The sequence below is a fragment of the Kitasatospora sp. NPDC056076 genome (assembly GCF_042266305.1).
Classification (GTDB): Bacteria; Actinomycetota; Actinomycetes; order Streptomycetales; family Streptomycetaceae; genus Kitasatospora.
On the sequence record NZ_JBHJWG010000054.1, the window covers coordinates 1 to 13,215 of the forward strand.

Consider the following 13,215-nt stretch of genomic DNA (forward strand, 5'->3'; position numbering starts at 1 on the left):
CGGCCTTCGTACCCGTGGTCGCCGCCCGCCGCCCCCCGCGCGCCCTGGGCGCGGGAAACTCCCCCCGCACCCCCGGCGCCCGGCCCCCCCCCGCCCTAGGGGGGGGGGGCACGGGCCTCGCGGCGTTCCGGGGCTCAGCCGGCCGGCTGCTGCGGCGGCTGCGGCTGGGCGTACGGGTTGTCCGCCACGGGCTGCGCCGGCGCGCCCGGCTGGGGCGGCACGGCGCCCTGCGGCGGCACCGGCTGACCCGGCTGCCCGGCCGGCTGGGCGTACGGGGCGTTCGGGTTGAACGCGGCCTGCTGGGCGGCGGCGTTGGGGTCGTGCGGGGCGTTCGGGTTGTACGGCGCGTGCGGGGTGTACGGCGTGACCGGCTGGGGCGGCGCGTTCTTGGCGTTGCTGCGCTCGACGACGGCCTTCACCGTGGCGACGATCATCGCGATCGGCAGGATCAGCGCCTGGAAGAAGATCCGGTAGGTGCCGCCCTCGAAGACGAACGCCAGGTAGTAGGCGTAGCCCGCGAACCCGAGGCCAATCACGATGTTGAGGATCCGCATGCCGACCTTGAGCCCGCGAAGCGGCAGGACGCCGAGGACCAGCATGATGGCGCCGCTGAGCGCCAGCAGAACGACGTACCAGGAGAAACCGGGTTCGTTGGTGAAGTCGAGATTGTTCAAGGGAATTTCCTGTGGGAGGAGAATGACGACGGGAACCGTCCGGGGACGACAGCGCACAGTACTGGAGGGGGCCGACATCCGTCGTCGCCTTTTCATCACGGTGTCGTTGCGCCGGGTCGCGGCTGCGCCGGAGCGGTAATTGACGAGGTGGGAAATGACTGTTTATGAGGTGCTGCGGGTCTTTTGCGGGCCGGACGGGCAGTACGGCAACGCGCTCGGTGTGGTGCGGGACGGCGCCGCCGTTCCGGGGCGGGCGGCGCGGCAGGCCTTCGCCGGTGAACTCGGTTTCAGCGAGACGGTGTTCGTCGACGACGCGGAGCGCGGGGAGATCGACATCTACACCCCGAGCGTGCGGCTGCCCTTCGCCGGCCACCCGTGCGTGGGCGCCGCCTGGCTGCTCGGGGTGGACCGGCTGGTGACCGCCGCCGGGGAGGTGCCGGTGCGGCGCGAGGGCGGGCTGACCCGGATCGAGGCCCGGCCGGAGTGGGCCCCGGGGCGGACCTTGCGGCAGTACGGCTCGGCCGCCGAGGTGGAGGCGCTGGAGGTGCCGCCGCCGGGGGAGTGGGTGTACGCCTGGGCCTGGCAGGACGAGGCGGCCGGTACGGTCCGGGCGCGGGCCTTCCCGGGCCGGGGTGACGGGATCGACGAGGACGAGGCGACCGGTGCGGCGGCCCTGCTGCTGGCCGGCCGGCTCGGGCGGGCGCTGACCGTCACCCAGGGCCGGGGTTCGCAGCTGCTGGCCGGTCCGCGGCCGGGCGGGCTGGTCGAGGTCGGCGGCCGGGTGGTGCGCGCATAGCCGGGTGGTGCGTGCCTAGGCCCTGTCCGGCCGATCTTGCCGGGCCCGCGACGCCGGGCATCCCGCCTGGCCGCACGCCCGAATCGCCCGAGTACACCCAGTACGAGGACGATCCGGGCGCACGCCCAGCCGGGCGCCCACCGCCGCGGGCTGATCCGACAAGATCGACCGGACAGGGCCTAGCCGGCCGGCGGGGTGGGGCCCGCGTAGGCGCGCGGACGGGCCGCGGGTGCCATGGTCACCTTCGGGGTGACGGCGGCGGCCACCGGCGGGGCGGCCAGGACGGCGGCCCGCCGGGCCCGGGCTGCGGTCCGGTGCTCCCGCAGCAGGCGGCGCAGGCCGGGGACGAGGGCGAGGTGGGCGATCATCACGCCGAGCACGGCGAAGAGTATGTGGTCCACGTTGAGCACGTGCCCGGGCGTCCAGGAGGAGAGGAACTCCAGGCCGGTCGCCAGCAGGGCGGACACACCGGTGGTGCGCAGGAAGGACGGCAGCCAGGGGGCCCGGACCCGGCCGCCGGCCAGCGGCAGCAGGACGCCGAGCGGGGCGAGCAGCAGGAACTCGCCGACCACCTGCCACGGGGTGGAGGAGCGGAGCGAGGCCAGCGGCGTCAGGTTGGCGTCGTACACCCAGGCCACCGGCAGGGGTCTGAGCACCAGCCAGAGCACCAGCGTCAGGTGGAGGGCCAGGCCCGCCAGTCCGGCGTGCCGGAGGGGACGGTGGACGCCCGCCGCCGGCCTGTTCTCGGTCCGTGCGCCGGAACGCTCGTCGCGTGTCCTGGTGCCATCTCGCTGCACGGGGGGAAGGACGTGGGCCGGTGGCGCGGCGGTTCCACGCCGGGCGTGAACATTCCGGGGCGCGCCCCCGTTTCCCGTCACACGGGGTCGACGGAGTCGACGGGGGGCGCCTCGCCCGAGGACGGGCCCTACCGGCAGGGCGCCGCCGTGGGCACCGCGCCGAACACGTTGTCGGGCGGCGGCGAGCCCGGCACCACCGGCGTGGGCGAGGGGCTCGGGCTCGCCTTGGCCGCGCCGCGGGACGGGGTGACGGCCGGGGCGGGCGGGGTCGGGGTGGCCAGCGCGGTCGGTATGTGCGGGGCGCTCGGGCAGGCCGTCCGGCTGGCGGGCGCGCCGGCGTCGACCGGTACGGCGGTCGGCCGGATGCCGCAGCCGGAGGCCAGCGCGAGCAGGAGCAGGACGCCGGCGGTGCGGCGCAGGGCGGTGCGGGTGGGGGCGGTCACGTGGCGTCCTTGAGCTCGGCGTCGCCGGCGGGGCCGAGCTCGGTCCCGCCCGCGGACGGCGACGGCGGTTGGGTCAGCGGCAGCGTCAGGGTGAACACCGCGCCGACCTCCCCGTTCGCCGCCGTGATGGTCCCCCCGTGGATCTGGGCGTTGGCCATCGCGATGGACAGCCCCAGGCCGCTGCCCTCCGAGCGGGCCCGGCCGCGGTCGGCCTTGTAGAAGCGGTCGAAGACGTGCGGCAGCACGTCCTCGGGGATGCCGGGGCCGCTGTCGGAGACCTCGACCACGACCGAGTCCGCGGACTGCCGGACCTTGACCCGCACCGGCGAGCCGCCGTGCTTGAGCGCGTTGCCGATCAGGTTGGCGAAGACCACGTCGAGCCGGCGCGGGTCGACCACGGCCAGGATGCCGCGCGGGGCGTCCAGTTCGACCGCGTCGTACCAGGCCCGGCCGTCGATGCAGGACATGATCAGGTCGGCGACGTCGACCTCGTCGGCGACCAGCCTGGCGGTGCCGGCGTCGAAGCGGGTGACCTCCATCAGGTTCTCGACCAGGTCGGACAGCCGCCTGGTCTCGCTCACCACGAGTCGGACGGCGGGCTCGATCATCGGGTCCAGCGACTCGGCCTCGTCCTCCAGGATGTCGGTCACCGCGGTCATCGCGGTCAGCGGGGTGCGCAGCTCGTGCGACATGTCGGCGACGAACCGCCGGCTCTGCGCCTCGCGCGCGCTCAGCTCCTCGACCTGCTCGTGCAGCGACTCCGCGGCCCGGTTGAAGGTCCGGGCCAGGTCGGCGAGTTCGTCGGAGCCCTCGACCTCCAGCCGGGTGTCCAGGTGGCCCTCGCCGAGCCGCTTGGCGGCCTCCCCGAGCCGCTTGACCGGCCGCAGCACGGTCGAGGAGGCGGCCTGGGCGAGCAGGGCCGAACCGATCAGCGCGAGCAGGGTCGCGATGGCCAGTGACCAGCCCAGGGTGTTGAGGTCGGCCCGTTCGTTCTCCAGCGACTTGAACATGTACGCCGTCGGGCCGTTCGGCAGCACCTTGGTGCCGCCGATCACGAACGGGCGGCCGTCCAGGTTCTGCCGCTGCCAGTACAGGTGGTACGGGTACGGGTTGCTCTCGGTGACCTCGCGCGGCTTGGCGACGGTGGACTGCAGCGCCGCCGGGACGTCGGCCAGGGTGAAGCGCGTCGGGGCGGAGGAGACCGCCGGGCACTCGGGGTGCGCCGGGTCGACCACGACCACGTCGTAGGACAGGCCGGAGCTCGCCACGTTGGAGGCCAGCGTGGCGAGGTCCGGGCAACTGGCGTTCAGCGGCAGGTCGGAGACGTTGCGGCTGAGCGAGACCCGGAAGTCGTTCAGCGCGGTGTCCTGGGCGCGCTTGAGCACCGCGTCGCGGTTCAGCCAGTACGCGATGCCGGAGGCCGAGACGGCGGCGAGCAGCGCGACGGCCGCGAACACCGCGATCAGCCGCACCCGCAAGGAGCGCAGCCGTCGCCACGGGCCGGACGAGAACCGTCGGGCAGTCTGCTGATGGTCAGTCACAAGAGCCTGTCGTCGTACGGGAGTTCAGGAAGGGGGCGAGGGGCTCAGGCAGGCGGGTCCAGTCGGTAGCCCACCCCGCGCACGGTGCGGATCAGGGTCGGCGCGGACGGCACGTCCTCGACCTTGGCCCGCAGCCGCTGGACGCAGGCGTCCACCAGGCGGGAGTCGCCGAGGTAGTCGTGCTCCCAGACCAGCCGCAGCAGCTGCTGGCGGGAGAGCGCCTGGCCGGGGCGGCGGCTGAGCTCCAGGAGCAGCCGCAGCTCGGTCGGGGTGAGCTGGAGGTCCTGCCCGTCCTTGGTGACGGTCATCGCGGCCCGGTCGATCACGACGGTGCCGTACGCGGAGGAGTCGGAGCTCTCCCGCTCACCGCGCCGCAGCACGGCGCGGATCCTGGCGTCCAGCACGCGCGGCTGGACCGGTTTCACCACGTAGTCGTCCGCGCCGGACTCCAGACCCACGACCACGTCGATGTCGTCCGAGCGGGCGGTGAGCAGGATGATCGGCAGCTGGTCGGTGCGGCGGATCCGACGGCAGACCTCGAAGCCGTCGATTCCGGGCAGCATCACGTCCAGCACGATCAGGTCGGGCCGCTGCTCCTTGAAGAGCCTCAGACCGTCCTCGCCGGAGGCGGCGGTGGCCACACGGTGGCCCTGGCGGGTGAGAGCGAGTTCGAGGCCGGTCCGGATGGCGTCGTCGTCCTCGATCAGTAGGAGGAAAGGCACGGCCCCATTTTGGCCCACCGGGAGCGCCGAATCACCCCCCGGACCGGTCACCGCCCGTACGGGAACCGGAAGGACGGCCGCCGGCGTCCGGAACGGCGGGAGGAGGAACGGGTCGAAGGGCCCGGCCCTGTGACACCCCTGTGACAGTCGGCGGACAGCGCCATCACAACCGGCGGGCAGGATTTTCCATGTCGCCGCAGGACAGCGGGCCGCAAGGGCCGGCTGGAGGGCGGCAACAGGAACCGCTCGTACCGAACCAAGGGGGCGCACGATGAACGCCATGCTTCAGACCCGGACCAACCCGGCTGTCCGCACCGCGCGTTCCTCAGCGACCACCCACCGGACCCGGTACGAGATCAGGACCGACGAGAACTCCGGTGCCGTGACCGTACGGGGGTGCGCGCACAGCACCGGTGGAAACCCTGTCGCCCGCCGGGTGAGCGGCGGCGGCAGGACGGGGGAGCTGTACGGGATCGGCCGACTGGGGAGTACGGCCGACTCCGGCAACACCCTCACGCTGCGGGGGATCCTCCCCGTCCGCGTCGAGGGCACGGACGCCCGGGGGGGCGACCAGAGGAAGAACGGTCTGCGGACGGTCGGCTCGGGGGAGCCGGCCGGTCGCGGGGCCGCCGGTGCGACGCTGCTGCGGCTGAACCCCGCGCCGGCCCGCACCACCGAGGCGGGACAGGGAGACGCGCAGGGGGAGCACCCGGCCGTCGCGGAGGACCACATCACGGAGTTCACCGCGTACGTGCGCGAGCGCCGCGCCTCCCTGTACGCCACGGCGTACCACCTCACCGGTGACCGCTACGAGGCCGAGGACCTGCTGCAGAGCGCGCTCTTCAGCACCTACCGGGCCTGGGGCCGGATCACCGACAAGGCCGCGGTCGGGGGCTACCTCCGCCGCACCATGACCAACCTGCACATCTCCGCCTGGCGGCGCCGCAAGGTCAACGAGTACCCGACCGAGGAGCTGCCGGAGACGGCCGGCGACACCGACGCGATGGGCGGCACCGAGCTGCGCACCGTGCTCTGGCAGGCGCTGGCGAAGCTGCCGGAGAACCAGCGGACCATGCTGGTGCTGCGGTACTACGAGGGCAAGACCGACCCGGAGATCGCCGACGTGCTGGGGATCAGCGTCGGCACGGTCAAGAGCAGCATCTGGCGCGCGCTGCGCCGGCTGCGCGACGACGAGCACCTGAACAAGTCGGGCGACACCGTCCGGGCGTTCGGCGAGCTGGTCGCCTGACGGCGGCGAGCGGGGAGCAGGGGACAGGACTCCCGTCGGGGGACGGGTAGCGGACGGTTGCGGTTCGGGGGCGCCGGCTCGGGGGAGCGGCGCTCGTGGGGAGCCCAAGCCGTTCGGTGGGCGACGGGCCCGGTGCGGGGGAGACGCACCGGGCCCGTCGTCGTACGTCCTCGGGCGGTCCCGCCCGGCGCGGCTCAGACCGCCGTCAGCTCCCGCCGCCCGGAGGCGGCGCGGACCCGCCGCTCCGCCTCCGGCCCGGCGCACGGGTACGAGCCCAGCTCGACCTGCCGTCCGACGATGGCCCGCTCGGCCCGCATCAGTCGCAAGCCCCGGCGCAGCAGCACCGGCAGCGACTTGCGGCCCTCCCGGACGTCCCGGCGCAGTCGGCGCCAGGCCGTGGTGAGCGCGCCGTTGCGCAGGCACAGGGCGTCGCCGAGCAGGCCCTCGGCGGTGCACTCGGTGACGATCTCGGCGGCGAAGATGCCCTCGGCGATGAACGCGGTGGCGCCGTCCAGGTCCAGGGCGCGGGTGGAGATCCGGCCGTTGTCCGGGATCGAGTACACCGGCACCTCGGTGCGCCCGCGCTCGTACAGCGCGCGGATGGCGGCGACGGCCTGGTCGCGGTGCCAGGCGAGCGGGGAGTCCCAGTCCACGGCGCCGTCGGGCAGCCGGGGGAGGGTGGGGTCGTCCCCGTCCTTGTAGAAGTCGTCCAGCTGGAGCACCGGGAGGCCGCTGCGTTCGGCCAGCGAGGACTTCCCCGATCCGGAGGGCCCGGAGAGCAGGATCACCCGGGCGTGGGCCGTCGGGACGGGATTCATGGGGGAGTCACTCACGGGACACCAGTCTGACGCATCCCGGCCGGTTGCCGAAACCGTTCTGCATCACACCTTCCGGCCAGCGCCTTCCGGCCGGCACCTTCCGGCCTCGCCCTCCGTCACGCCGTCCGGAAGTCGGGGCCGACGAGGGCGAGGTGGAGCGCCGGCAGGTAGCGGCTGTCGAGCTGGAGGTACACCTGGCGCCCGCCGCCGGGCGGCTGGTAGCCGGTGGCGGCCCAGTCCTGGGAGTGCCAGGTGTCGGGCTCGGGCTCGTGGAAGGTGCCCCCGGTGGGCAGTTCGAGCGGGCGGGCCCCGCGGGCGCGGAAGGTGACCGCGGCGGCACCCGGGGTGACGTCCAACCTGCCGTTGGTGTAGCGGTGTTGCCAGCCCGGCCGGTCGGACCGGGCGGAGCAGGGCAGTCGGGCGGGCTTCCCGGCGGCCAGGCGGCGGCGGACCCGCGCGACGTGCCAGCGGCGGACGAACCCGTCCGTCAGCAGCGGCATCAGCTCGGCGATCAACTCTCCCACGGCGCCTCCTCGGTGGTGTCGGTACCGGGGATTCTGGTCCGGACGCACACGCACGGCGAGCGCCGAAAGTCGCGCGGGCGGTGACGAAAGTCGACGGACCCGCACCAGGGGGGGAGAGGTGCGGGTCCGTCCAATGACCGTCCGGGCCCTGGGGGGGGAGAGGGCGCTGGGGACGGCCAGTCTGTGGAGTTGTGACGCGGAACCGACGGAGGGTCAGATCCCCATCGGGTGCCAGACCGTCTTCGTCTCCAGGAAGGAGAGTAGCCGGTCGGTACCGGGCGCATCCGTCCAGTCCTGGGCGAACGGGTCCAGCTCCGGACGGACCACCCGCTTCAGGGTATCGGCGGCGGCGGCCTCCAGCGCGGTCGCCGCGCCGGGGCCGTCGGCGGCGACGGCGCCGGTGAGGTCCAGCGCGTTGACGTCCTGGTGCGAGGCCAGGGTGGGGGCGATGTCCGCGGTCCGGCCCGAGATGATGTTGACCACGCCGCCCGGGAGGTCCGAGGTGGCCAGCACCTCGCCCAGCGACAGCGCGGGCAGCGGGGCGTCCGCGGCGGCCGCGACCACGACCGTGTTGCCGGTGGCGATCGCCGGGGCGATCACCGAGACCAGGCCGAGCATCGAGTGCCCGTACCCGGCCTGCGGGGCGACGATCCCGACCACGCCGGTCGGCTCCGGGGTGGAGAGGTTGAAGTACGGCCCGGCGACCGGGTTGGCGCCGCCCGCGATCTGGGCGACCTTGTCCGTCCAGCCCGCGTACCAGACCCAGCGGTCGATCGCGGCGTCCACCAGCGCGGCGGCCTTCTTCGGGCCGATGCCCTCGGAGACGGCCACCTCGGCGGCGAACTGCTCGCGCCGGCCCTGCAGCATCTCGGCCACCCGGTAGAGCACCTGGCCGCGGTTGTACGCGGTGGTGCCGGCCCAGCCCTTGACCGCCGCGCGGGCGGCCAGGACGGCGTCGCGGGTGTCCTTGCGGGTACCCAGCGGGGCGTTGGCGAGCCACTCGCCCTTCGAGTCGGTCACCTCGTACACCCGCCCGCTCTCGGAGCGCGGGAACTTCCCGCCGACGTACAGCTTGTAGGTCTTGAGGACGTCAAGACGCGCGAAGGTCGTGTCAGACATCGAGGTAGGCCTCCAGACCGTGGCGGCCACCCTCGCGGCCGTAACCCGACTCCTTGAAACCGCCGAACGGCGAGGTCGGGTCGAACTTGTTGAAGGTGTTGGCCCAGACCACACCCGCCTTGAGCCGGTTGGCCGTCCAGAGGATGCGCGAGCCCTTCTCCGTCCAGATGCCGGCGGAGAGGCCGTACGGGGTGTTGTTGGCCTTCTGGACCGCCTCGTCGGGGGTGCGGAAGGTCAGCACCGACAGGACCGGGCCGAAGATCTCCTCCTGGGCGATCCGGTGGGCCTGGCTGACGCCGGTGAACAGGGTCGGCCTGAACCAGAAGCCGGTGCCCGGGAGCTCGCACTCCGGCGACCAGCGCTCGGCGCCCTCGGCCTCGCCGGCCGCGGTCAGCTCGGTGATCCGGGCCAGCTGGGCGGCCGAGTTGATCGCGCCGATGTCGGTGTTCTTGTCCAGCGGGTCACCGACCCGCAGGGTGCCCATCCGGCGCTTGAGGGCGTCCAGCAGCTCGTCCTGGATCGACTCCTGGACCAGCAGGCGGGAGCCGGCGCAGCAGACGTGGCCCTGGTTGAAGAAGATGCCGTTGACGATGCCCTCGACCGCCTGGTCGATCGGCGCGTCGTCGAAGACGATGTTGGCGGCCTTGCCGCCCAGCTCCAGCGACAGCTTCTTGCGGCTGCCGGCCAGCTGCTTGGCGATCGCCCGGCCGACCGGGGTGGAGCCGGTGAAGGCGACCTTGTTGACGTCCGGGTGCGCGGTGAGCGCGGCGCCGGTGCGGCCGTCACCGGTGACGATGTTGACGACGCCCTTCGGCAGACCGGCCTGGCGGCAGATCTCGGCGAAGCGCAGCGCGGTCAGCGGGGTGGTCTCGGCCGGCTTGAGGACGACGGTGTTACCGGTCGCCAGGGCGGGCGCGATCTTCCACGCCAGCATCATCAGCGGGAAGTTCCACGGGATGACCTGGCCGGCCACGCCCAGCGGGCGCGGGTTGGCGCCGTAGCCGGCGTAGTCGAGCTTGTCCGCCCAGCCCGCGTAGTAGAAGAACCAGGCGGCGACGGTCGGGATGTCGAAGTCGCGGGTCTCGCGGATCGGCTTGCCGTTGTCCATCGACTCCAGCACGGCCAGCTCGCGGGCGCGCTCCTGGATGATCCGGGCGATCCGGAACAGGTACTTGGCGCGCTCGCTGCCCGGCAGCGCCGACCAGTCGGCGAAGGCCTTGCGGGCGGCGGCGACGGCGCGGTCCACGTCCTCGTCGGTGCCCTGGGCGAACTCGGCGAGCACCTGCTCGGTGGCCGGGTTGACCGTCTTGAGGGCCTCGCTGCCGGAGGAGTCGACGAACTCGCCGCCGATGAAGTGGCCGTACGAGGTCGCGATGTCGCCGGCGGCGGCGGGGGACTCCGGGGCCGGGGCGTAGGTGAAGAGGCCTCCGGCCGGCTGGGCCGCGGGCTCCTCGATGTTCTTCTTCTTGGCCATGGTGATCAGTCCACCGTCACGTAGTCGGGGCCGGAGTAGCGGCCGGTGGCGAGCTTCTGGCGCTGCATCAGCAGGTCGTTGAGCAGGCTGGAGGCGCCGAAGCGGAACCAGTGCGGGCTCAGCCAGTCGTCGCCGAGGGTCTCGTTGACCATCACCAGGTACTTCATGGCGTCCTTGGTGGTCTTGATGCCACCGGCCGGCTTCACGCCGACCTGGACGCCGGTGGCGGCGCGGAAGTCGCGGACCGCCTCCAGCATCAGCAGGGTGACCGGCGGGGTCGCGTTGACGGCGACCTTGCCGGTGGAGGTCTTGATGAAGTCGGCGCCGGCCAGCATCGCCAGCCAGGAGACCCGGCGGACGTTGTCGTAGGTCTGCAGCTCGCCGGTCTCGAAGATCACCTTGAGGTGGGCGTAGCTGCCGTCGGCGCGCTTGCACGCCTCCTTGACGGCGACGATCTCGTTGAAGACGTCGAAGTAGCGGCCGGAGAGGAAGGCGCCCCGGTCGATCACCATGTCGATCTCGTCGGCGCCCGCGGCCACCGCGTCGGCGGTGTCGGCGAGCTTGACCGGGAGGGCGGCGCGGCCGGCCGGGAAGGCGGTGGCCACGGAGGCGACCTGGATGTCGGTGCCCCGCAGGGCGTCCTTCGCGGTGGCGACCATGTCCGGGTAGACACAGATGGCGGCGACGCGCGGGGTGGTCGGGTCGGTCGGGTCGGGGGTCCTGCCCTTGGCGCACAGGGCGCGCACCTTGCCGACCGTGTCCGCGCCCTCGAGCGTGGTCAGGTCGATCATGGAGATCGCCAGGTCGATGGCGCGGGCCTTCGCCGTGGTCTTGATCGAGCGGGTCCCGAGGGACGCGGCGCGGGCTTCGAGGCCGACCTGGTCGACGCCGGGCAGGCCGTGCAGGAAGCGGCGGAGCGAGGCCTCGGACGCCGCAACGTCCGCGAGGCCGCTGCCCGCAACGCCGGGGGCATTGGCTGCAACAGTGGACATAGTCACCAGACCAGCATATCTACGCGCGTAGCCGACCGCTAGAGCGCCCACCTTTCCGGTGGCCTTTCGTGGCCGGACCGAGACCTCGGCCGAACGGGGCCGCCCGGCCGCGGCCCGGCCGGGCCGGGGGTGCCGGCCAGGGTGCCGATCGGGGTGCCGATCGGGGTGCGCCCCGGCCGGGGTCGGGGCGCCATTCGTGGCCGGACCGAGACCCGCTGGTGAGGGGTGCATGGGGCAGAATCGACGCCATGACCGAATCCGACGGCAAGCCCCACCAGGGCCCGGCCGCCCCCGACGGGGACCCCGAGTACGCGGACCGCGTGTACCGCTCCGTCCCCGGCGTGATCTCCGGAGTGTTCCTGCTCGCCGTCGCCGCCTGGCTGATCGGCGACGCGGCGGTGACCGGCACCGGCAGGACCCCGTACGTCGCGCTCGCGGCGCTGCCGGTGTTCGCCCTCCCGGTGATCGCCTACACGCTGCGCCCGGCGGTGTTCGCCGACAGCCGGCGCCTGGTGGTCCGCAACCCCTGGCGCACCATCACCGTCCCCTGGGCCTCGGTCGACGCGCTGCGGGCCGGGTACTCGGTCGAGCTGCTGTCCGGCGAGAAGAAGTACCAGGTGTGGGCCGTCCCGGTGTCGCTGCGCCAGCGCAAGCGGGCCAACCGGGCGCTGAGCCGCGGCAACGCCGAGCACGCCTCCCGGACGGGCCTGGGGCTGGGCCTCGCCGCCCGGACCAACCCGGTCGTCCAGGGGTCCTCGGACCCGACCCGGGCCTGGTCCGACCAGGTGACCGACGTCCTCCAGGGGATGGCCGAGCGCAACGGCCGCCGGCCCGACGCCGCCGGCCCGGTGGTCGTCCGCTGGTGCTGGTGGGTGATCGTCCCGGCGCTGCTCGGCCTGGTCGCGCTGATCACGGTGATCGCGGTCTGACGACGACCGCACCACGAAGGAGCCCGCCGGAAACGGCGGGCTCCTTCGCGTTGGGGGAGGTGCGGCGAGGGGTGAGGCGGACGTACGGCGAGGGGCGGCGCGGTGGTGCGGCCCGACCGTCGAATGGGTTTTTGTACGGTCGTAAAAACTGTCCGGTCCATCCGCCTTTGGTCCCTTGTCGGTCCATGATCACATAAATAGGCTGGCGCGGGTGTTGTAAAGCTTCCGAAAAGGCACATTCGTGATGACCGTCGCTTGGTGCGTCCAGAGTGACGCCCGTTGACAGTGGGGGAAATGTGACCAGTGGGGAAAGTCTGACAACCGGCGTGGACCGGGTCGTCGTCATCGGTGCCGGGCACATGGGCACCGCCATCATTTCCGGACTCCTGAAGAGAACTCCGGACCTTCCGCTCGAAATCGTGGAGACGGCCGAATCCCGGGCGCGCCTGGTGCACGCGGAATTCGGCCTGGAACCCGTCGTCCGGTACCGCCCGCAGCCCGGCGACGCCGTGGTCCTCGCCATCCAGCCGCAGGCCTTCGAGGGGTTCGCGGCCGACCAGGAGGCGGGGGCGTTCGAGGGGGCCCTGGTCATCTCCGTGATGGCCGGGGTGAGCATCGCGGCCATGACGGCACTGCTGCGCACCGACCGGGTCGTCCGGGCGATTCCCAACACGCCGTCCGAGGTCGCGCAGGGCATGACCGTGCTGTGCCCCGGCGCCACCGTGCCGGTGGCCGACGTGCGGACCGCCGAACGGCTGCTGTCCTCGATCGGCCGGGCCCTCACCGTGCGCGACGAGGCCCTCATCGACGACGCCACCGCGCTCTGCGGCGGTGGACCGGCCTTCGTCGCGCACATCGCCGGGGCGTTCATCGACTTCGCCGTCACCGCCGGGTTCGACCGGGCCCAGGCCCGGTCGATGACCACCCAGGTACTGCGCGGCACCGCGGAACTCCTGGATTCGACCGAGCACTCTCCCGAGGAGCTCTGCCGACAGGTCATGACCCCGGGGGGAACGACCGAACAGGGAATCTTCCATTTCCAGGAGCTGGGGCTGCAAGGCGTGCTCGTGGGGGGTTTGACCCGCTCCGCCGACCGTTCGCGTGAACTGGGCGGAATCGGCCGGTGAATGCGCGTGC

General features: G+C 73.0%; 14 protein-coding genes. 4 read left to right on the forward strand and 10 right to left on the reverse strand.

Annotated elements, in window-relative coordinates; translation table 11 throughout:
- Nucleotides 1-134 precede the first annotated feature (134 nt).
- Entirely contained in the window at nt 135-674 is a 540-nt protein-coding gene (locus tag ACFC1T_RS32540; RefSeq protein ID WP_375894670.1) for a hypothetical protein, read from the reverse strand.
- Nucleotides 675-828: 154 nt separating this feature from the next.
- Between ACFC1T_RS32540 and ACFC1T_RS32545 the strand changes: the two genes are divergently transcribed.
- On the forward strand, nt 829-1,470 hold the full coding sequence (locus ACFC1T_RS32545) for a PhzF family phenazine biosynthesis protein (protein ID WP_375894672.1): 642 nt from the start codon (nt 829-831) through the stop codon (nt 1,468-1,470).
- Nucleotides 1,471-1,649: 179 nt separating this feature from the next.
- Here the strand turns inward: ACFC1T_RS32545 and ACFC1T_RS32550 are convergent, their stop codons facing one another.
- The 4 genes from ACFC1T_RS32550 to ACFC1T_RS32565 all read right to left on the reverse strand — a co-directional run bounded on the left by ACFC1T_RS32550 (nt 1,650) and on the right by ACFC1T_RS32565 (nt 4,973).
- Nucleotides 1,650-2,267 carry a VanZ family protein gene (locus tag ACFC1T_RS32550; RefSeq protein WP_375894675.1) on the reverse strand — a complete coding sequence of 206 codons (618 nt, stop codon included), beginning with the start codon at nt 2,265-2,267 and terminating at the stop codon, nt 1,650-1,652.
- Nucleotides 2,268-2,395: 128 nt separating this feature from the next.
- The gene (locus ACFC1T_RS32555) at nt 2,396-2,710 is read right to left on the reverse strand and encodes a hypothetical protein (RefSeq protein ID WP_375894678.1); all 315 of its coding nucleotides are present in this window, start codon (nt 2,708-2,710) and stop codon (nt 2,396-2,398) included.
- Nucleotides 2,707-4,251, reverse strand: a complete 1,545-nt coding sequence (locus tag ACFC1T_RS32560; protein WP_375894681.1) for an ATP-binding protein — start codon at nt 4,249-4,251, stop codon at nt 2,707-2,709. Before ACFC1T_RS32560 ends, ACFC1T_RS32555 begins: the two co-directional genes overlap by 4 nt.
- Before the next feature lie 44 nt (nt 4,252-4,295).
- On the reverse strand, nt 4,296-4,973 hold the full coding sequence (locus ACFC1T_RS32565; RefSeq protein ID WP_063349065.1) for a response regulator transcription factor: 678 nt from the start codon (nt 4,971-4,973) through the stop codon (nt 4,296-4,298).
- A gap of 586 nt (nt 4,974-5,559) precedes the next feature.
- Between ACFC1T_RS32565 and ACFC1T_RS32570 the strand changes: the two genes are divergently transcribed.
- Complete coding sequence (locus tag ACFC1T_RS32570; RefSeq protein ID WP_375894809.1) at nt 5,560-6,222, forward strand: SigE family RNA polymerase sigma factor; 663 nt, start codon at nt 5,560-5,562, stop codon at nt 6,220-6,222.
- A 194-nt stretch (nt 6,223-6,416) separates the two neighbouring features.
- Here ACFC1T_RS32570 and ACFC1T_RS32575 read toward each other — a convergent pair whose 3' ends face one another.
- The 5 genes from ACFC1T_RS32575 to deoC form a co-directional block, all read right to left on the reverse strand.
- Nucleotides 6,417-7,055 carry an ATP-binding protein gene (locus ACFC1T_RS32575; protein WP_375894683.1) on the reverse strand — a complete coding sequence of 213 codons (639 nt, stop codon included), beginning with the start codon at nt 7,053-7,055 and terminating at the stop codon, nt 6,417-6,419.
- A 101-nt stretch (nt 7,056-7,156) separates the two neighbouring features.
- Nucleotides 7,157-7,564, reverse strand: a complete 408-nt coding sequence (locus tag ACFC1T_RS32580) for a hypothetical protein (RefSeq protein WP_375894685.1) — start codon at nt 7,562-7,564, stop codon at nt 7,157-7,159.
- Between the two features lie 213 nt (nt 7,565-7,777).
- Nucleotides 7,778-8,683: an aldehyde dehydrogenase family protein gene (locus ACFC1T_RS32585; protein WP_375894687.1), complete on the reverse strand. Its 906-nt coding sequence runs from the start codon at nt 8,681-8,683 to the stop codon at nt 7,778-7,780.
- Nucleotides 8,676-10,157 (reverse strand): aldehyde dehydrogenase family protein, encoded by a 1,482-nt coding sequence (locus ACFC1T_RS32590; protein WP_375894689.1) that lies wholly within the window; start codon nt 10,155-10,157, stop codon nt 8,676-8,678. Before ACFC1T_RS32590 ends, ACFC1T_RS32585 begins: the two co-directional genes overlap by 8 nt.
- A gap of 5 nt (nt 10,158-10,162) precedes the next feature.
- A complete protein-coding gene (gene deoC, locus ACFC1T_RS32595) occupies nt 10,163-11,149 on the reverse strand; it encodes a deoxyribose-phosphate aldolase (protein WP_375894692.1) in 987 nt (328 codons plus the stop codon).
- 248 nt (nt 11,150-11,397) lie between these two features.
- On the opposite strand from deoC, the gene ACFC1T_RS32600 reads away from it, so the two are divergent.
- Nucleotides 11,398-12,078 (forward strand): PH domain-containing protein, encoded by a 681-nt coding sequence (locus ACFC1T_RS32600; RefSeq protein ID WP_375894695.1) that lies wholly within the window; start codon nt 11,398-11,400, stop codon nt 12,076-12,078.
- Between the two features lie 326 nt (nt 12,079-12,404).
- Nucleotides 12,405-13,205 carry a pyrroline-5-carboxylate reductase gene (gene proC, locus ACFC1T_RS32605; protein ID WP_375894698.1) on the forward strand — a complete coding sequence of 267 codons (801 nt, stop codon included), beginning with the start codon at nt 12,405-12,407 and terminating at the stop codon, nt 13,203-13,205.
- Nucleotides 13,206-13,215: the final 10 nt, after the last annotated feature.